The sequence below is a fragment of the Marinomonas gallaica genome (assembly GCF_049821165.1).
Classification (GTDB): domain Bacteria; phylum Pseudomonadota; class Gammaproteobacteria; order Pseudomonadales; family Marinomonadaceae; genus Marinomonas; species Marinomonas gallaica.
Genome location: NZ_CP187511.1, coordinates 3,672,232 through 3,690,176 on the forward strand (window position 1 = coordinate 3,672,232; position 17,945 = coordinate 3,690,176).

Consider the following 17,945-nt stretch of genomic DNA (forward strand, 5'->3'; position numbering starts at 1 on the left):
CCTTACTCCGCAACTACTTTAGGTTGCTCACCCATTTTGTAAACTTCTTTAATTTCATACGTTACTGTATCGCGTGTAACGTTGAAGAACTTACGGCAGCCCGCTACATGATCCCAGATTTCATGGTGTAAGCCTTTAGGGCTCTTACGGAAAAACATGTAGTTCCCCCACTCTTCATCTGTACAAGAGTCTGGATCAGCTGGACGCTCAATGTGAGCTTGGCCGTGGTTATGGAACTCTTCTTCTTCGCGGTGTTCACCACAGTAAGGGCAATAAATATAAAACATGAACTAAATCTCCCGTTAGTGTGCTACACCAGCTGCGCCGTGCTCATCGATAAGCGCGCCGTTGTGGAATCGGAACATTGAGAATGGCTCAGCCATCTCATGCATTTCACCTTTCGCCAAAGAAGCAGCGAATACGTTGCCAGACCCTGGCGTCGCTTTAAAGCCACCTGTACCCCAACCACAGTTGAAGAAAAGGTTCTTAACAGGTGTTTTAGAAATGATCGGACAAGCATCAGGACATGTATCAACAATACCACCCCATTGGCGGTTCATGCGTACACGGCTGAAGATTGGGAACATTTCCACAATCGCTTGAACTGTATGCTCGATCGTTGGGTAAGAACCACGCTGACCGTAACCTACGTAGCTGTCGATACCCGCACCGATTACCAAGTCACCTTTGTCAGATTGAGATGCATAACCGTGTACATGGTTAGACATTACAACTGTGTCTAGGATTGGTTTGATCGGCTCAGATACCAATGCTTGTAGCGGGTGAGACTCTAGTGGCAGTTCAAAGCCAGCTTTCGCAGCCATAACACTTGAGTGACCTGCAACAACACAACCAACGCGATCTGCTTTGATGTCGCCGTAACGGTCAGTTTTAACACCAACTACAGTACCGTCTTCAATGATGAAGTCCGTTACTTCTGTTTGTTGAATCAAATCAACGCCGTGCATATCAGCACCACGAGCAAAGCCCCAAGCAACCGCATCGTGACGGGCAACACCCGCACGTGGCTGCCAAGAAGCGCCCATAACTGGGTAACGAGCGTTATCAGAGCAATCTAGGATTGGTACGATTTCGCTTACTTGCTTCGCGTCTAGTACTTCGCCATCGATACCGTTTAAACGGTTAGCGTTTACACGACGTTCGATATCACGCATGTCTTGTAGCGTGTGGCCCAAGTTTAGACAACCACGCTGAGAGAACATTACGTTGTAGTTAAGATCTTGAGAAAGACCTTCCCATAATTTCATTGCGTGCTCATATAGGTGAGCAGATTCGTCCCAAAGGTAGTTAGAACGAACGATCGTTGTGTTACGAGCGGTGTTACCACCACCTAAATAACCCTTCTCGATAACAGCAACGTTAGTTACGCCAAACTGCTTCGCTAGGTAGTAGGCCGTGGCCAAACCGTGACCACCACCACCGACGATGATGACATCGTATTTCTTTTTCGGTGTCGGGTTGCGCCAAACCCGCTGCCAATTTTCATGATGGCTTAGACTGTGCTTTAACAAGCCAAATCCGGAATACTGCTGCATTGTGTCAGCTCCTTATCATGGCAGCCCTTCTGAGGACTGCATTACAAAGTGGTAATACTAGCGATAGACTGGGTAGTCGGCGCAAAGCGCTTTTACTTGCTCTTTCACTGCGGTGATTTTCTCTTCCTGTCATTTCAATCATTGAAACAACATTTCAAAAGCGACGTCATCTTATCAATACAGGCTACCCAAAAGCCAACAGCGTAGATTTTCGTTCGTTTTTGTCTTAATAAATGCAGTTCAATAGAAGAAATAATTTACAATTGAAATACTATGAAAACCCCCTACATGTCACATTCTTGAATGCGTCACATAGATGGTTATTTACGACAGCAAAAATATGACATTTCTACCTTGAAAAGGTGCTTTTTTGCTGCAAGAACGCAATATTTCTATAGGTTTTACGTACTTATGCCTTACCTTGGATGATTGTTTCCCTTACACTTGCACAATTACTGACGAACTCCCCCACCAGGAATCACAGTTTAAAAATGACCCAAACCTACCATAAGAAACACTTCAGCCCATCAAACGCGGATCACAATCACGCTCATGTCACCTCACATGACAGCGAGAAAAAACCGATCATGATTGGCTTTGTTCTATTGAAGCACTTCTCCATGGTGGCCTTTACTGGCGCAGTGGATGCTCTAGTCACCGCCAACCTTGTACAAACAGAAAAACTGTTCGACTACGCCACCTTGAGTATGGAAGGCCCCTCGGTAACCAGTGATCTAGGAATAGAGATTGCGACGGGCACAAGTATAGAAGAACAACTGCAACATGCCAGCGCTCATTTTGATGTGGTCATCGTTTGTGGCGGTTACCGTTGCCAACTGTCCGAGCAAAACAAGCTAACGGACTATCTGAAAAGCTGCCACAAACAAGATGCCTATTTAGGTGGTTTATGGAATGGTGCCATCGCTTTGGCACACGCGGGACTCACTAACAATACTCGTATAGCGATCCATCCTGACAACCACCCTTACGTTCGCGAGCATTTCCAAGACACCGTTATTGCAAAAGAAACGTCTGTTTTAGATGGCCGCATTTTAAGTTGCTCGGGGCCGGTCAGTGCATTGGCCATGACATTATCGTTGGTTGAACATTTGCAAGACAGCCGTATAGCACGTGCCGCAAAAGAAATTTTGACCTGTGACCAACTGTCGGAAAGTACTGTCACCCCCATTACTAAACCGGCAGACGACGGTAAATACCCAGAATCTTTAAAAAAGGTTCTTGAGTTAATGCGCAGCAACATCGAAGAGCCATTAACGCTAGAGGAATTATTGCATTACGCCAGCGTATCACGGCGTCAACTTGAACGTTTGTTTCAAAATCACTTAGAAACCAGCCCATCGCGTTATTATCTTGAACTGCGTATTACTTATGCGCGACGCTTGTTACAGCAAACCAACAAGCCGATCATCGAAGTGGCCATAGCCAGTGGTTTTGTTAGCTCTAGCCATTTTAGTAACTGCTTTAAAGACTACTTTGGCGTGGCACCAAGCAATTTCCGTAAACGCTCAAACCAGCAACAACAATAGAGTACAAAATAGATCCCATAAAAAAGGCCCCTAATCTTACGATAGGGGCCTTTTTACATGAGTTTGAGTCAAAATAATTTATTCGACTTCAATCAATTCGTAGCTATGCACAATATTCACGCCGCCACGCTCTAACATTAAAGAAGCTGAACAATACTCTTCAGCAGATAGCTTAACAGCACGCGCTACATGGCTTTCTTTGATCTTACGACCGGTTACCACAAAGTGAATACGAATTTCCGTGAATACAGACGGTATCGTATCCGCACGATCCGCATCCACATGCGCCACACAAGACACAACATCTTGGCGCGCTTTCTGCAGAATATTCACAACATCGTAAGAGGTACAGCCACCTAACCCAGCAAGGATAAGCTCCATCGGGCGTGATCCTACGGTTTGGTTGCCATCGATTTCGACTTTAAAACCACTGCCCGTTTCTGCGGTAAAATGCTTATCTTCTTGCCACGCTATACTTGTTTTCATTATCCCATCTCTCAAACTATTTAAACAAATCCGCCAGTTTCTCACCCGGATTGTCTGCTTTCATAAAGGTTTCGCCCACCAAAAAAGCATGAATATCGTTTTCACGCATTGCCGCCACATCGTCACGAGTATGAATACCACTCTCAGTGACAATCAAACGATCTTTTGGCACATCATTCATCAGCTCAAATGTATGCTGTAAACTCAGCTCAAAGGTATGTAAATCACGATTATTAATACCTAGCAACTCTGTGTCAGTGTATTCCAATGCTAGCTCTAATTCAGCACGATTATGAACTTCGACCAACACATCCATGGACAAATCACGTGCCATTTGATCCAGCTCGCGTAACTCTTTACCCGTCAAACAAGCTGCAATCAACAAGACACAGTCGGCCCCAATAGAACGAGCTTCCATCACTTGGTACGGATCAACAATAAAATCTTTACGAATGACAGGTAAAGAACAAGCGTTACGAGCTTCGACTAAATAATCTTCATGGCCTTGGAAAAAGTCTTGATCTGTTAACACAGACAAACATGCTGCGCCGCCTTTTTCATAAGAAGCAGCGATTTCTTTTGGCAAAAATGGGTCACGCATAACGCCTTTGCTTGGCGATGCTTTCTTTATCTCAGCAATCACCCCCGCTTTTCCTTGACCAATTTTACGACGCAGTGCTGCAGCAAATCCACGAACTGGATTATGTGCGTTAGCCGCCGCGGCCGCCACCTCAAGATTCGCAAACGGCGTGCGAAGCTGACGTTCCGCGATTTCTTCGTACTTACGCGCAACGATCTTTCTTAAAATTGTAGGCGTCTCAACCTGCATGATGAACCTCTATTAGTCTGCTGCTTCTGTCGAATCTGGCATATAGCAACGTGAAAAACTGGCCAGCTCTTGTAATTTGATTTTTGCTAAGCCACCACCAATGACATCTTCCGCAATGGCCACACCTTCTTTCAGGCTGTCCGCCACACCAGACACATAAATTGCAGCACCGGCATTCAATGCCACAATATCACGTGGAGCGTTTACAACACCCTTACCTTCAATCGCAACTTTCAGCATAGCCAAACTGCTTTCCGGATCTTCTGTTTGCACACTGGCCAACGGCTGACGCTCCATCCCAAAATCTTCAGGGGCAATTTCGTACTCAGTAATCTGACCGTCTTTCAGTTCTGCAACATAGGTTTTATCTGAAATGCTGATTTCATCAAGCCCATCCGCGGAATGCACAACCAACACATGCTTACTGCCCAATGCTTGTAACGCTTCAGCGATTGGACGCACCCAATAACGATCAAACACCCCCATGACCTGACGTTTCGCGCCAGCGGGATTCGTTAACGGTCCAAGCAAGTTAAAGATCGTTCGCGTTGCCATTTCTTTACGTGGCGCAATCGCGTACTGCATCGCTGAGTGATAATTAGGCGCAAACATAAAGCCCAAACCAATCTCTTGCACGCTGCGCTTTACTTGCTCGCTGGTCAAATTTAAATAAACACCCGCTCTTTCTAAAACATCTGCACTGCCGGATTTTGACGACACCGAGCGGCCACCGTGCTTGGCAACATGCGCCCCCGCACCCGCAGCAACAAAGGCAGAAGCGGTTGACACATTAAACAAGTTACCGCCATCGCCACCGGTTCCGCAAGTATCTACAATCTCATCTCCACCAAGATCTACTTTGGTGGACAATTCGCGCATCACTTGAGCCGCGGCAATAATTTCATCAACTGTCTCACCTTTCATACGTAAGCCAATCAAAAAACCACCAATCTGTGCATCGGTAGTTTGACATGTCATGATGCTGTTCATGACATCACGCATTTCTTCACCGGATAGATCCTGCTTATTTACTACTCGAGCGATCGCCTGTTGTATGTCCACCAGCCAACTCCTACTGTTTGAAAAAATTATCTAATAGAGCGTGACCATGCTCCGTCAAAATCGACTCAGGATGAAATTGCACCCCTTCTATGTTCATAGATGTGTGACGCAACCCCATGATTTCATCCAGCTCACCTTGCTCGTTCTGTGTCCACGCGGTCACATCAAAACAATCCGGCAGCGTTGCTTGCTTCACGACCAATGAATGGTAACGGGTAGCATTGTAGGGATTCGGCAAATCACGGAACACACCAATTCCTTTATGGTACACCTTAGAGGTTTTACCATGCATTACTGTTTTGGCACGAATTACATCACCACCAAAGACTTGTGCAATACTTTGATGCCCAAGACAAATACCTAAAATAGGAATATGGCCGGCAAAAGTGTTAATTGCAGCCAAAGATATCCCTGCCTCATTGGGCGTACACGGACCTGGGGAGATGACGATATGACTTGGCGCAAGCGCCTCAATATCTTGGATCGTAAGCGCATCATTACGACGCACATCGACTTCATAACCTAACTCACGAATGTACTGCACCAAGTTATAGGTGAACGAATCGTAGTTATCGATCATCAGAACCATAGAGTTTTAAACCACTGAAATGTAAAACTTTTTAGATAGTCAGCCCAATGGTTTCCTCTACTTTCCCTTACAGGTGATCAATGGAGGTATTTTGAGCTCGCACAATACTACATGATTGTCATATTGCGCGCTATGCAACGACGCTAATCGGCACACCAGCATGCTTTACAGACAAAAAAACGCCAGACATATAAGTCCAGCGCTTTGTTTGACAAAAAAAGCACTCTGAGCGGTTACAAATCGAGCTCGATGACATCGCCCGCATTTTTTGCGCGAGAACAACAAGTCAGTATTTGTTTGCCTTCCGCTTTTTCTTGTTTGCTTAAGAACACATCACGATGCTCAATATCGCCGCTAATCACGTCCGTTAGGCAGGTACCACAAACGCCCTCACAACATGAAACAGGAACAAAAAGAGCATGCTCTTCCAAGACATCGCTAATGGATTGGTTAGCGGCAACCTCAAACACTTGACCAGTACTAGCGACTTTCACTTGGAAAGCGTGATTATCCCCCTGATCAATGTCCATGGCTGGCGCAGCAAAGAATTCCCGATGCAGCTTCTCTTCAGGCCAATTCAGTGCCTGCGCATGTTCTAAGACGCTTGAGATAAATTCAGCCGGGCCACAGACATACAAATCCGAATCAGCAACATGCTGACTCAGAACCGAACGGATATCCATACGCCCAGACGTTTGCGGTTCACTACTAAAATGGAACTGCATTTTATCGGCAAACGAGGCTTGCTTAAGAATGCCACTAAACGCCGCGGTACGAGGCGATTTACCGCAATAGTGAAACTCAAATGACGTGCCTGCACATTGCAGCGTTTGCGCCATGGGCAACAATGGCGTTACACCAATTCCTCCTGCGATTAGAAGAGACTTGGCTTCTTTGCTTCGCAATGGAAAATGATTTTTAGGTTCACTGACGTGAACCACATCCCCTATGGTTAAAGCATGCACTTCTGTAGATCCACCTCGTGATTGCGGGTCTTTTAAAACCGCGATTTCGTAATAGCGTGGGTCTGATTGCAAGCGGCACAACGAGTACTGTCTTACCAAACCACTTGGCAACCTGATATCTATGTGAGCGCCCGCCTCAAATGAAGGTAGCGCCGTATCATTGGCCTTACCCAATACTAAACGCACTACTGCTGCGGCTTCATCCACTTTATTTAACACAACGACTTCAATCATAATAACCGCCCTCAGAATGAGATCGTTTGCAATGGCACTTCGTTTGACGCAATTTTGCTCGCATTTTCCGCCTTAATAATACGCTCAATCACACGACGAGACTGAACACCACCCGCATCAATATTCAACTTCAAAAGATCGTAGTCAGGGAACGCTTTTAAGTTGGCTTGTTGGCGTTCTAGCACGTCTAAATCTTCTTGAAAAATACCGCCTTGTCCTTCGCGAATAGAATCTGTAAGAGCTTGATCATCGGCTTTAAAGTTGCGTGCCATGCCCCAGAAATACCACATGGTGTCTTCTGTTTCAGGGGTAATAAAGTCGACAACAATGCTGCTCGCTTTCTTTTCTTTCGGCGCATCAAACCCGCCATTACCTTCAAGTGCGACACCTACATCAATCATGACATGAGACGGTGGTGTAAAGCGGCAGCGCTGCCAACGATCCACAGACGCGTCTTTTGGCAAACCATTCGCTTCCAGAGCTGCTTGCCAAAATGGCGGTGCTGTAATGTTTTCCATGGTCCGGCTGGTAATCACTTCGTCACCGTTCACACTGGTGTCTACTGGCGATTCATCGATTTCTTTTTGGCCAATGCTGGACGCGTGCACATAGGTTTCGTGGGTCAAATCCATTAGATTGTCGATCATTAAACGGTAATCACAATGAATATGGTACAAACCGCCGCCGTAGGCCCAATCGTCACTCACCGCCCACTCTTGAACAGGAATCAAACTAGAGTCAGCTAAGTCTTGATCACCCGGCCACACCCAAATAAAACCGTAACGCTCTTCCACCGCAAACGACTTCATACACGGAAACCCTTGCACACGCTGTAAGGGCATTTCTTTGGTTTCACCATCAGCGCCCATTTTCAAACCATGGTAACCGCACACCAACAGCCCATCTTCTACATAGCCTAACGACATGGCTGCACCACGGTGGGGACAAAAGTCTCGCACAGCGGCAATTTCGTTGGCTGATGGACGGTAGAAGGCGATGCTCTCCCCACAAACTTTACGCCCCAATGGCTTCTCTGTGCCGATTTCGTCAGACATCGCTGCGACATACCACGTGTTTTTTGGGAAAGTTGGCTGGCTCATACAAATCTCCTAATTGTTTTATTTTTGTTCTGTATGGATCCAATATAGCCCTATTTAGAGGATGGCACCCATTAAAAAAACGCATAAATGGATCCAATAAATAGATATTACGCTCAATTGAGCAATATTTTTACTTTATCTATTGGTTTAGAGCATAATATTGGATCCAATAAAAACTTGGTTAAACGCTATGCAGAAGACCCAATCGAACGTTGTCACCTCGCTTCGTCAAATGATTCTAGACGGCGAGTTAAAAGCTGGAGTGCGCTTGGCGGAAATCCCGACGTCAGAAAAGCTTGGGGTTTCACGAACTCCTGTTCGTATTGCCTTTCGTGCTCTGGAACAAGAGGGCCTGCTTACTAAGCTGCCCCGTCGTGGTTACGAAGTGCGCTCTGTCTCGACTGAGGAAATCATTGGTGCGGTAGAAGTGCGTGGTGTACTGGAAGGCTTGGCAGCTCGACAAGCCGCGGAACGGGGGTTGAGTGAGGACCACCAAAAAGCCTTGGCGGTACTACTTGAAGAAGGTGATCGAATCCTAGCCGTTAAAGAGTTGAGCGAATCCGACTTGGAACACTATCAACAAATGAACAAGCGTTTTCATGATATTGTCATTGAAGCAGCTCATAATCCGGCCATCCATGCCGCGTTGAGCCGTAACGAACATTTACCTTTTGCCTCCGCCAGCGCATTAGCATTCGATAAAGCTCACATGTTGCGTGAAGCTAGACGCTTTGAGTTTGCGCACATGCAACATCACCATGTGTATCATGCCATTGTAAATGGCTTAGGCACACGCGCCGAAGGCATCATGCGCGAACATGCTAATGCAACGCTTGGCTACATAAATAGCCCACGAAATGCTGACCAATTAACAGTAATAAGCGAACGTGATACTCAAAACACCTAAAAACGCTCTAAATACAACGTTTTATAGATGTTTAGTTGATTGATTCTAAAGGTGAATTCACTCACACTGACAGCATTAAAAAAAGATGTATAAGGGGTCAGCCCGTGTCCAACCCGATCGCAGAACTGATTGAACTACTCACTCAAGAAAACATTTCTACCATCGCTATTAATCAGGCCATCAGTTCGATGCCCCCTGATGATGTCGCCTTAGCCCTTGAGTCGATCCCAGTCGCCCAACGACGCTTTGTTTGGGACAGTATTAAACAGACCAATCGCTTAGACATCTTGGTGGAGATGCGTGGCGAATCGCGCCTACTTCTATTAAAAGAGCTGAACGAGTTTGAAATAGCGGAACTCTTTTCAGACGTAGACGCTGAAGATCTGCTGGAGATCGCAGATTCCCTGCCAGATCCTATGATCGACATTGCGCTGCAAAAGATGGACGCCAAACAACGGGACTACTACCGTCAGGGCGTCACTTACGAAGAGGATGAAGTAGGTCGCTGGGTCGACCACGAACTATTGGTGGCCGCGCAATCAATTCGTGTATCGGAAGCCATGCGCTTATTCCGCCGTACCACCGCATCCTATTCAAACACCATGTACTTGGTTAATCGAACGGGGCGTTGGGTCGGGTGTGTGCATCTAAAAACCCTACTGAATGCACAACCCCATGAGCATGTCTCTGGGCTAATGGAAGAAGATTTTCCTTTTCTTGAAGCGCAAACCGATGTCATAAAAGCAGCTGACTTACTTGAAAAAAGCGAAGTCTCTGCGCTGCCAGTATTAGATGAAAACCATTTATTAGTGGGCCGCTTTCATGCAGGTCATGCCTTAGAAGCCCGCCGTTTAGAGCAAGAAGCAGTGCAGATGTCGAACACCGGTCTCGACGAAGACTCGGACTTATTCTCGCCGGTTCGACGCAGTGCTACCTCTCGTGGTTTGTGGCTAGGTATCAACTTACTGACCGCGTTTATGGCCTCCGCATTCATTGGCCTGTTTGAAGCAACACTTGAGCAAGTGGTGGCCTTAGCCGTGTTAATGCCAATCGTGGCATCGATGGGCGGCATTGCTGGCAGCCAAACATTAACACTGATTGTTCGTGGTTTGGCTTTAGGGCAGATCACCCGTGCCAACTTAGTCTCACTTTTAAAGAAAGAACTTCAAGTGGGCGGTTTAAATGGCATTGTTTGGTCGTTGAGTATCGGTGCCGTCGTCTCTTGGTGGTTCCAAAGCCCACTGCTCGGGTTGGTAATTGCACTGGCTATCGTTATTAATATCTTAATGGCTGCACTTTCTGGCGTCATAATCCCTGTGGTATTGGATAAACTCAAAATCGACCCAGCTTTATCAGGCTCTGTGATCTTAACAACGGTAACGGATATCGCCGGTTACATCGCTTTCTTAGGCTTGGGTACATTGTTATTACTGTAAAGAACAGCACATAAGGACCTTAAATGAACTGGACTTGGGAAGAGATTCAACCGTATCTAGGTCTTGGCGATGAGCCTATGCACTGGATCGTAAAAATCTTCATCATTGTATTTGCGACACTGGTGATAAATTTTGTCATCAATAAATTGCTACTTCGTCTCGATGATAAACTAAAGCAAACACGTAACCCTTGGGACAACATGGTAGTCGAGTCAGCTCGGCTACCAATGCGCCTTTTAATTTGGCTAATCGGTTTCAGTATTGCCGTTGAAATCCCTGATGCAAACTTTGATGAGAACATTACTGAGATTGTCCTTAAAGTTCGAGAAGTGGGTGTTATCGCAATTTTTTCTTGGTTCCTATTACGCTGTGTAAAAGGAGTCGAACGCGCACTGACAACAGGGCATGCGACCAAAAAACCGGTTGATTACACCACCGCGAACGCTATTAGTAAGCTTTTGCGTGCGGCCGTTTTTATCACAGCGGCGCTCGTGATATTACAAACACTGGGCTTTAGTGTCTCTGGTGTTTTGGCTTTTGGTGGTTTTGGTGGTATCGCTGTTGGTTTTGCAGCGCGTGATTTACTTGCTAACTTATTTGGCGGTTTAGTGGTTCACTTAGACAGGCCTTTTTCAGTTGGCGACTGGATTCGCTCACCTGACCAAAATATCGAAGGTACGGTTGAAAACATCGGCTGGCGTCAAACCCGTATCCGCACCTTTGATATGCGCCCTCTGTATGTACCGAACGCCACGTTTTCGACCATTTCCGTCGAAAACCCATCTCGCATGTCACATCGTCGAATCAATGAAACAGTGGGTGTTCGCTACGGTGATTTCAGTAAATTGCAGAAAATCACTGCTGAGATTAAAGAAATGGTCGGCAACCATGATGAAATTGATAGTAACCAAATCTACATGGTTAACTTCAATCAATTTGGCCCGTCTTCACTCGACTTCTTTATCTACGCCTACACAAAAACCACGAATTGGGCTAAGTTTCATGATGTGAAACAGGACGTATTATTTCAAGCCATGAAAATCATTGAAAATCACGGCGCGGAAGTGGCCTTCCCGACTCGCACCTTGCATTTATTTAATGAAAACGAAGTGGCTGACGAAGCGGAAGGCAACGAGCAAGCGGCTAAGCCACAAAGCGGCTCTCAATCAACAGAAACAAGCACTAAAGGCAGAGGTGGTAAAGCCGCCAACAGCCAAGCGCGCTCTGCTAAGGTTGGCGAAGTTGATGGTGATGGGGACGCCTAGTCTCACGTACGCACATCTCGAAGCATAAAAAAGGGGCATCATTGATGCCCCTTTCTCGTTTAAGCGCTCCTAATCCTTACAACCTCTTAGAACTTAGCGGCAACACTCGCCCAAACGGTACGTCCAGGCTCATTGAATGACGTATCTGCAGGGTAGCCAAACGCAGAGCTACCAGCTTTATTCAAGTGTTCGGTGTACGTACGATCGAAAAGATTATCAATGCCGGCACTCAAGGTCACGACGTCATTAAAGCGGTATTCACCATTAAGGTCGATGGTAGTAAACCCTGTCGACTCAGCAAAATCATACCCCACAACATTGCCTTTATCTTTGGCAATACGATTTTGTTTCGCGACTAAACGCAACACAGAATTAATGGTCCAGTCTTGCTCATCGTAGGTAATGCCTAGTTTGGTTTCCAATGGTGCAATCTGTGGCAACGGCTCACCGTCTGTACGGTTTCTGCCCCACGCATAAGCCAAAGATGCATTCGTACTCCAGTTGTCGGTCAACTGGTAACGTGCACCTGTTTCAGCCCCTGCAATATACCCATCAACATTACCCACTTGCGTCATACCCGAATAATCAAAGATGATGTAATCGTCAACTATCCCCGCGTAAGCAGATGCCCACCAAGTCATTGCGTTTTGCTGATAGTTTATACCTAGATCTAATTGCGTTGTCTGCTCTGGTTGAACACCTGCAAACGCGTTGACATCGCCTGACAAGCTGCCATTGCTTGGCTTCATTTCCCAGTAATCTGGGAAGCGTTCCACATAGCCAAGACCAATATAGGTACTGGCAGGTAACGTTGTAAGATCACTTTCTAGACGAAAGAAGCCACTGATTAAATCGTCGCTACGTTCTTGTCCAGCCGTTGCTGTTGATGCTAATTCATCTGTTGCTGTCACATGATCAACGCGCAATCCAGTGACCCATTGCTGGGTATCATTCGCAAACCACGTTAGCTCTGAGAACAACCCCGCTTGATCGCTGCTGTAGTCCACCATGGTATTGGCGGTATTAATACCGCGACGATGTTCTTCTTGCTTAGCATCAATACCGACTACCAAAGAGTAGTCACGCCAATCCCAAGTAGAGGCAACACGACCACTTCTTGTACGACGATCTAATTCCATTGCCATCGGCATACCACCCATGCTCATTCCCCCCATACCACTCATAGGTGCTGGATCTCGCAAGGTAAAGTTATCCATAATATGATCGGCATAACCATAATTATACTGCGCTTCTAATTTGCTCCAGCGATCGCCTAGATTGCGCTTTTCAAAACGTAATGCTGCCGTTTCACGCAGGAATTTGGTGCCATCCATGGAGCGGCCAGCGTACTTCGACTCGCCATCACCTCGGCTTACTTCCAACTCTAGCAGTGTGTCTTCGTCCGGCGTCCAGCCTATGGCAGCATTGGTATTCCACTTATCCCATTCGGATGCCACCACATTGTCGTCACCATCCTCGTAATCATCGGACTCCAACGCATTGGCACCAAGACGTAAATAGCCTTTTTCATTCCCGACTGCACCTTCAAGAAAACGGTCTAAACGACCATTCGAGCCGACCAGTGCACGGGCTTCAAAGCGCTGATTTTTGTCTGAGAAGTCTTCCGCCTCACGATCAAAGCGAACGGTCGCAGCAGAACTCCCCGGCCCCCATAGTACGGTTTGTGGGCCCTTTACAATGGTCACTTCATCATAAGTGTAAGGGTTAATATAAGCGCTTGGATTATCCATGCGGTTCGGACAAGCACCTGCCATTTGCGCACCATTGGTCAAAATGGCTAGACGCGAGCCAAACATGCCTCGGAACGTCGGATCACCATTCGTACCACCATTTCCTACTGCAGAAAAGCCCGGAATTTGCGTCAAAACTGTCGCGCCATCCGTAGCAGATTGTAGAATAGGCGTTTCGCTTAACTGGACACGGGTTGTGGACGGTGCCGTAAGCTCTGGTGCCGAGACCACAATGGCATTATTTAATAACCGTATTTCTTGGGCCATTGCCTGATTAGCCAACAGTAGTGCCATTGCTAAAGGCGCTAGAGTAAATAGACGTGTGCTGTTCTGTGGACGTGTTTGTCCACAAGTTTGATGATTCATCATTCTTGAGTTCTCTAAATCAGTTTAATAAAAAGTAGGGCGTTGAATTAACTGTTTAGAGGCGGCGGGGCGCGATTAGGGGCATGCAAAAACAACGCATCGGAGACATGAGCGCTGCGAATCGAGGCAACTTCTCCCGACAACGCAGGCAGGGTAACCGACGCATACTGCGGGATGTGATGACTTAAAAAAGGAAAGTGTTGTACCAGTGAACAGTATTCACACTGCTCGTACCACATGTGCTTGTGGTCAGCGCCATGATGCCCCATGCTAGACGTTTGTACGTCATCGCCACAAACCCAACTTGGGGATAGCGAGGAAGAATGGGGCTCGGCATTCAGCTGACCGACCAACGGACCAAAGGTTAACAGCATCATGGCCAAGAGGCCCATGCGTGCTAACGCTACCGCTTGATGAGTAAAGTGCTTCAGCATACCGTTCAGTCCATAACAAGGCGTAGGCATTTTAAGCAAAAAAAATGGCAACGTCATGCCTAAATCCGCACAAACATTACCATTTTCTGATATAGATCGCTTCTAAAGCCAATGTTTACATCAATAATTCCGCTAAATCATCGATCAAGGCGTCGGCTTCAAGTTCTCTCAAATCAACGCCGTGATTATAACCGTACGTTACCAGCGCCACTTTAAAACCTGCGGCCTTCGCTGCACGGTAATCGGCTAGCGAGTCACCAATCATTAAACACTTTTCAGGCAGAGCTTCGATATCTTCCATGCAATGCTGCAATGGCATCGGCGAAGGTTTTTTCTCGCTTAAGGAATCACCGCCCAGCATCCAACTGAAGTAGGTTGAAATACCAAAATGATCCAACAGTGGCTTAATAAACAGACTTGGCTTATTCGTCACTAACGCCATAGGCACTTTTTGATATTTAAACGCTTTGAGCAAAGATTCTACATTTGCGTACAGTTTCGACGCGTCAGCAAGATTATTGAAGTATTCTTTTAAGAAGATTTGATAGCCTTCTTCATAGCGATCTTCTCCCAACCCAGCCCACTCCATGGCTTGCTGAACCAGTTTAGCGGAGCCATACCCTACCCAACCGCGCACGCGTTCTTCTCCAGCGGGCGTCGCACCAAGTGTCACTAGGCTCTTGTCCATTGCCGCGGCAATGTCTGGCACACTGTCCACCAAAGTACCATCAAGATCCAAACACACCAGTTCTGGCCACCCATCAAACATGGTCTTAAAATGTCTCGGGGTTCTCATTACTTCACACCAGCCAACTCGGCACGCATTTGATCAATCACGGCTTTGTAGTCAGGCTTGTTAAAAATAGCGGAGCCCGCTACGAAAGTATCAGCACCTGCAGCCGCAATCTCTGCAATATTTTTCTCGCTCACACCACCATCCACTTCAAGACGAATGTCATAACCGCTTTCATCGATCAAACGACGCGCTTCACGTAATTTAGCTAACGTTGAAGGAATAAATTTCTGACCACCGAAGCCTGGATTCACCGACATCAGTAGAATCATGTCGACCTTATCCATTACATATTTCAGATCATCAAGCGGTGTCGCAGGGTTAAATACTAGACCTGACTTACAGCCCCCTTCGCGAATCATTTGTAACGAGCGATCAATGTGCTCACTGCCTTGTGGATGAAACGTAATGTAGCTGGCACCGGCTTCAATAAAGTCACCAATCAAACGATCAACAGGCTTCACCATCAAATGGACATCGATATCGGCTGTCACACCATGATTCCGTAATGCTTTACATACCATCGGACCAATCGTTAGGTTGGGTACATAGTGGTTATCCATGACATCAAAGTGAACGATATCAGCACCCGCTTCCAATACGTTATCTACTTCTTCTCCTAAACGAGCGAAGTCAGCTGATAAAATAGACGGCGCAATTAGAAAGTCTTTCATATTTCTCTCCGGCAGTGACAGAATGTTGTTTGCGCAATATTCTAACAAGGCCGATTGCATAAGTATTGAATACAATGAAGAAAATAACGCTGGCCACTTGGCTTTTATTGCTCAGCCCTGCTGTCTTATGGGCTGAGGGTGAAGAGAACGAAACATCTCCAGATGCACCTGCGGGGGCGCCTTCTGTGATACAGAGTGATGTGCCACGGGTCATGCCGACACCTCAAGAAACTCGTATTGCGGGGCTGATCAATCGCCTTAGTGAAAACCACTCTCATGAAATTGAGACGCTAACCGCTGAAGGCGAAGAGTTCTTAGGACTTTTTAGGGAATCCGAAAGCGGTGATCCTCAAGGTTGCGTGATCATTTTACATGGCGATCATGGCCACCCTGATTGGCCTCAAGTCGTCTCGCCGCTCAGAGAAAAACTCACTCAGCACAGCTGGTGTACGTTAGCCATAGAAATACCAGACATACGTAATCGCGCAACGCCCGTGCAAATTCAGGCTGAGCCAACTCAAGACACACAAGATGACAACACACCTGAATTACCGAATGAGGCAACCGTATTCGCGCGCATTGATGCGGCCGTAGCGTTGACCCAAGACAAAGGCTATAGCCAAGTTGTCTATCTTGGTTACCGAACTGGAGCCGCATATGCTTTACGCTACACCACTGAAAAAGGCACCACTAATCAGGCTCTTATTCTGATTGAACCACGCACTTCGTTACCTGTGAGCGAATACGATCTGGCTCAAAACATAGAGCGCTTGCGTTTACCGGTGCTGGATTATTATTTCAACCGAAATACTCTGGTAGAACGATTTGCCAACTATCGCCAAGCTGCTGCCAATAAACGGACTAACCGCTCAGTAAACTATACTCAAATCGATGCACTGCCCGATGCCCGCTATGATCCGGTAGGAAATAAGCGTTTAGTGCAACGAGTTTGGGGTTTTTTGAAACAGAATACGAACCAGCAGAGTCAGAGAAAAGAGCTGCCAGAATTTGAAAAAGAGCTGTTCTATAAAAGCCCAATCGACTGATTGGGCTTTTATTCATTATTTGCGAGATTTCTTGATCATCTCGTAAGCTGACTGGATTTCTTGAGTGCGCTCTTTCGCCAGCTCGATCATTTCATCTGGCAGGCCTTTCGCACTTAATTTGTCAGGGTGATTTTGACTCATCAGCCTGCGATAGGCTTTTTTGATTTCATCATCGGTCATACTTTGATTGACATCTAACACATCATAAGCGGCTTTTAGCAAGTCTGGAGAAGACTGACCTGACTGACCTTGACGCTGATAGCCTTGGTGAAAATGAGACTGACGCTTAATCTGCTCATGGATACTGTTGTATTCCGTTTCAGACATGCCCAATTTCACACAAATTTTCTCAAGCAGTGACTTTTCTTCTAACGATAAGTGACCGTCGGCATACGCTGACAACAACAATACTTCGATTAAAGAGCGACGCAGCATGCCACCCCCAACCACTTGGCTAAAACGATTTAACACCGCATCGTCATCAAAGTTTTCTGACTTACCTTGATTAAATAACTCCTGAGCTTGACGCTGCGCTTCTGGCGACAGACGTAAACGCTGCATCACCGCCTTCGCTAGCTGAATCTCCTCTTCTGAAACACGGCCATCAGATTTCGCCAGCCGTCCCATCATTTGAAACAACGTTTGGAAAAACACTTGCTGCTGTTCCAGCAAAGAAGCGCCTGTGCGGCGGTATCCCCTACTTGATCCTTTAGCTCGGTCGATGAACATACCGATAAAAAAACCACCAACCAAGCCAAAAAAGCCGCCAAACAATAGGCCGACAATCGATCCAATCCATTTCCACATAAAGTATTTCTCCGAATCGGTAGCCCCTTAGGGGGCGCATAGATTATTATTTGTCGCCAATATGGACCGACAAGTGCAGCGCCTTATGTTCGCGCCAG

18 protein-coding genes are annotated in these 17,945 nt (G+C 46.5%); 5 read left to right on the forward strand and 13 right to left on the reverse strand.

What is annotated here, in order from left to right; genetic code table 11:
- Window positions 1-2: 2 nt before the first annotated feature.
- Together ACPUEK_RS17390 and ACPUEK_RS17395 are read right to left on the reverse strand one after the other, a co-directional pair.
- Window positions 3-287 carry a sarcosine oxidase subunit delta gene (locus ACPUEK_RS17390; protein WP_067032031.1) on the reverse strand — a complete coding sequence of 95 codons (285 nt, stop codon included), beginning with the start codon at window positions 285-287 and terminating at the stop codon, window positions 3-5.
- 15 nt (window positions 288-302) lie between these two features.
- A complete protein-coding gene (locus tag ACPUEK_RS17395; protein WP_067032035.1) occupies window positions 303-1,556 on the reverse strand; it encodes a sarcosine oxidase subunit beta family protein in 1,254 nt (417 codons plus the stop codon).
- 491 nt (window positions 1,557-2,047) lie between these two features.
- Here ACPUEK_RS17395 and ACPUEK_RS17400 point away from each other — a divergent pair, with 491 nt between their 5' ends.
- Entirely contained in the window at window positions 2,048-3,103 is a 1,056-nt protein-coding gene (locus tag ACPUEK_RS17400) for a GlxA family transcriptional regulator (protein WP_067032038.1), read from the forward strand.
- Between the two features lie 78 nt (window positions 3,104-3,181).
- Here the strand turns inward: ACPUEK_RS17400 and ACPUEK_RS17405 are convergent, their stop codons facing one another.
- The 6 genes from ACPUEK_RS17405 to ACPUEK_RS17430 form a co-directional block, all read right to left on the reverse strand.
- Window positions 3,182-3,589, reverse strand: coding sequence for an OsmC family protein (locus tag ACPUEK_RS17405; protein WP_425641622.1), 408 nt, complete (start codon window positions 3,587-3,589; stop codon window positions 3,182-3,184).
- Window positions 3,590-3,605: 16 nt separating this feature from the next.
- The gene (gene trpC, locus ACPUEK_RS17410) at window positions 3,606-4,418 is read right to left on the reverse strand and encodes an indole-3-glycerol phosphate synthase TrpC (RefSeq protein ID WP_425641623.1); all 813 of its coding nucleotides are present in this window, start codon (window positions 4,416-4,418) and stop codon (window positions 3,606-3,608) included.
- A gap of 12 nt (window positions 4,419-4,430) precedes the next feature.
- A complete protein-coding gene (trpD, locus tag ACPUEK_RS17415) occupies window positions 4,431-5,480 on the reverse strand; it encodes an anthranilate phosphoribosyltransferase (RefSeq protein ID WP_425641624.1) in 1,050 nt (349 codons plus the stop codon).
- A gap of 10 nt (window positions 5,481-5,490) precedes the next feature.
- Entirely contained in the window at window positions 5,491-6,069 is a 579-nt protein-coding gene (locus ACPUEK_RS17420) for an anthranilate synthase component II (protein WP_067216515.1), read from the reverse strand.
- Between the two features lie 233 nt (window positions 6,070-6,302).
- Window positions 6,303-7,268 (reverse strand): PDR/VanB family oxidoreductase, encoded by a 966-nt coding sequence (locus ACPUEK_RS17425; RefSeq protein WP_425641625.1) that lies wholly within the window; start codon window positions 7,266-7,268, stop codon window positions 6,303-6,305.
- A gap of 11 nt (window positions 7,269-7,279) precedes the next feature.
- Window positions 7,280-8,368 carry an aromatic ring-hydroxylating oxygenase subunit alpha gene (locus tag ACPUEK_RS17430; RefSeq protein ID WP_067032055.1) on the reverse strand — a complete coding sequence of 363 codons (1,089 nt, stop codon included), beginning with the start codon at window positions 8,366-8,368 and terminating at the stop codon, window positions 7,280-7,282.
- Between the two features lie 190 nt (window positions 8,369-8,558).
- Between ACPUEK_RS17430 and ACPUEK_RS17435 the strand changes: the two genes are divergently transcribed.
- From ACPUEK_RS17435 to ACPUEK_RS17445, 3 genes are all read left to right on the forward strand, one after another.
- Window positions 8,559-9,275 (forward strand): GntR family transcriptional regulator, encoded by a 717-nt coding sequence (locus ACPUEK_RS17435; RefSeq protein WP_425641626.1) that lies wholly within the window; start codon window positions 8,559-8,561, stop codon window positions 9,273-9,275.
- Between the two features lie 104 nt (window positions 9,276-9,379).
- Window positions 9,380-10,711, forward strand: a complete 1,332-nt coding sequence (locus ACPUEK_RS17440) for a magnesium transporter (protein ID WP_067216527.1) — start codon at window positions 9,380-9,382, stop codon at window positions 10,709-10,711.
- Between the two features lie 23 nt (window positions 10,712-10,734).
- Window positions 10,735-11,976 (forward strand): mechanosensitive ion channel family protein, encoded by a 1,242-nt coding sequence (locus ACPUEK_RS17445; RefSeq protein ID WP_425641627.1) that lies wholly within the window; start codon window positions 10,735-10,737, stop codon window positions 11,974-11,976.
- Between the two features lie 86 nt (window positions 11,977-12,062).
- Here ACPUEK_RS17445 and ACPUEK_RS17450 read toward each other — a convergent pair whose 3' ends face one another.
- Genes ACPUEK_RS17450 through rpe form a run of 4 tightly spaced genes read right to left on the reverse strand, consistent with a single transcriptional unit; the run spans window position 12,063 to window position 15,994 of the window.
- On the reverse strand, window positions 12,063-14,096 hold the full coding sequence (locus ACPUEK_RS17450; protein WP_425641629.1) for a TonB-dependent copper receptor: 2,034 nt from the start codon (window positions 14,094-14,096) through the stop codon (window positions 12,063-12,065).
- A 44-nt stretch (window positions 14,097-14,140) separates the two neighbouring features.
- Window positions 14,141-14,584, reverse strand: coding sequence for a DUF2946 domain-containing protein (locus tag ACPUEK_RS17455; RefSeq protein ID WP_067032067.1), 444 nt, complete (start codon window positions 14,582-14,584; stop codon window positions 14,141-14,143).
- 58 nt (window positions 14,585-14,642) lie between these two features.
- Complete coding sequence (locus ACPUEK_RS17460; RefSeq protein WP_067032070.1) at window positions 14,643-15,323, reverse strand: phosphoglycolate phosphatase; 681 nt, start codon at window positions 15,321-15,323, stop codon at window positions 14,643-14,645.
- Window positions 15,323-15,994, reverse strand: a complete 672-nt coding sequence (gene rpe, locus ACPUEK_RS17465) for a ribulose-phosphate 3-epimerase (RefSeq protein WP_067216545.1) — start codon at window positions 15,992-15,994, stop codon at window positions 15,323-15,325. The genes ACPUEK_RS17460 and rpe overlap by 1 nt, the downstream gene beginning before the upstream one ends.
- A gap of 74 nt (window positions 15,995-16,068) precedes the next feature.
- Here rpe and ACPUEK_RS17470 point away from each other — a divergent pair, with 74 nt between their 5' ends.
- Window positions 16,069-17,040, forward strand: coding sequence for a DUF3530 family protein (locus ACPUEK_RS17470; RefSeq protein ID WP_425641630.1), 972 nt, complete (start codon window positions 16,069-16,071; stop codon window positions 17,038-17,040).
- Between the two features lie 15 nt (window positions 17,041-17,055).
- Here the strand turns inward: ACPUEK_RS17470 and djlA are convergent, their stop codons facing one another.
- Entirely contained in the window at window positions 17,056-17,847 is a 792-nt protein-coding gene (gene djlA, locus ACPUEK_RS17475) for a co-chaperone DjlA (protein ID WP_067216552.1), read from the reverse strand.
- Window positions 17,848-17,945: the final 98 nt, after the last annotated feature.

Bases quoted from the DNA above. Each gene is read 5' to 3' on its own strand.
- ACPUEK_RS17390 (WP_067032031.1), bottom strand. From the start codon at position 287: ATGTTTTATATTTATTGCCCTTACTGTGGTGAACACCGCGAAGAAGAA.
- ACPUEK_RS17400 (WP_067032038.1), top strand. From the start codon at position 2,048: ATGACCCAAACCTACCATAAGAAACACTTCAGCCCATCAAACGCGGAT.
- rpe (WP_067216545.1), bottom strand. From the start codon at position 15,994: ATGAAAGACTTTCTAATTGCGCCGTCTATTTTATCAGCTGACTTCGCT.
- djlA (WP_067216552.1), bottom strand. From the start codon at position 17,847: ATGTGGAAATGGATTGGATCGATTGTCGGCCTATTGTTTGGCGGCTTT.
- ACPUEK_RS17420 (WP_067216515.1), bottom strand. From the start codon at position 6,069: ATGGTTCTGATGATCGATAACTACGATTCGTTCACCTATAACTTGGTG.
- ACPUEK_RS17435 (WP_425641626.1), top strand. From the start codon at position 8,559: ATGCAGAAGACCCAATCGAACGTTGTCACCTCGCTTCGTCAAATGATT.
- ACPUEK_RS17470 (WP_425641630.1), top strand. From the start codon at position 16,069: ATGAAGAAAATAACGCTGGCCACTTGGCTTTTATTGCTCAGCCCTGCT.
- ACPUEK_RS17460 (WP_067032070.1), bottom strand. From the start codon at position 15,323: ATGAGAACCCCGAGACATTTTAAGACCATGTTTGATGGGTGGCCAGAA.
- trpC (WP_425641623.1), bottom strand. From the start codon at position 4,418: ATGCAGGTTGAGACGCCTACAATTTTAAGAAAGATCGTTGCGCGTAAG.
- ACPUEK_RS17425 (WP_425641625.1), bottom strand. From the start codon at position 7,268: ATGATTGAAGTCGTTGTGTTAAATAAAGTGGATGAAGCCGCAGCAGTA.
- ACPUEK_RS17395 (WP_067032035.1), bottom strand. From the start codon at position 1,556: ATGCAGCAGTATTCCGGATTTGGCTTGTTAAAGCACAGTCTAAGCCAT.
- ACPUEK_RS17430 (WP_067032055.1), bottom strand. From the start codon at position 8,368: ATGAGCCAGCCAACTTTCCCAAAAAACACGTGGTATGTCGCAGCGATG.
- ACPUEK_RS17450 (WP_425641629.1), bottom strand. From the start codon at position 14,096: ATGATGAATCATCAAACTTGTGGACAAACACGTCCACAGAACAGCACA.
- ACPUEK_RS17445 (WP_425641627.1), top strand. From the start codon at position 10,735: ATGAACTGGACTTGGGAAGAGATTCAACCGTATCTAGGTCTTGGCGAT.
- ACPUEK_RS17405 (WP_425641622.1), bottom strand. From the start codon at position 3,589: ATGAAAACAAGTATAGCGTGGCAAGAAGATAAGCATTTTACCGCAGAA.
- ACPUEK_RS17455 (WP_067032067.1), bottom strand. From the start codon at position 14,584: ATGACGTTGCCATTTTTTTTGCTTAAAATGCCTACGCCTTGTTATGGA.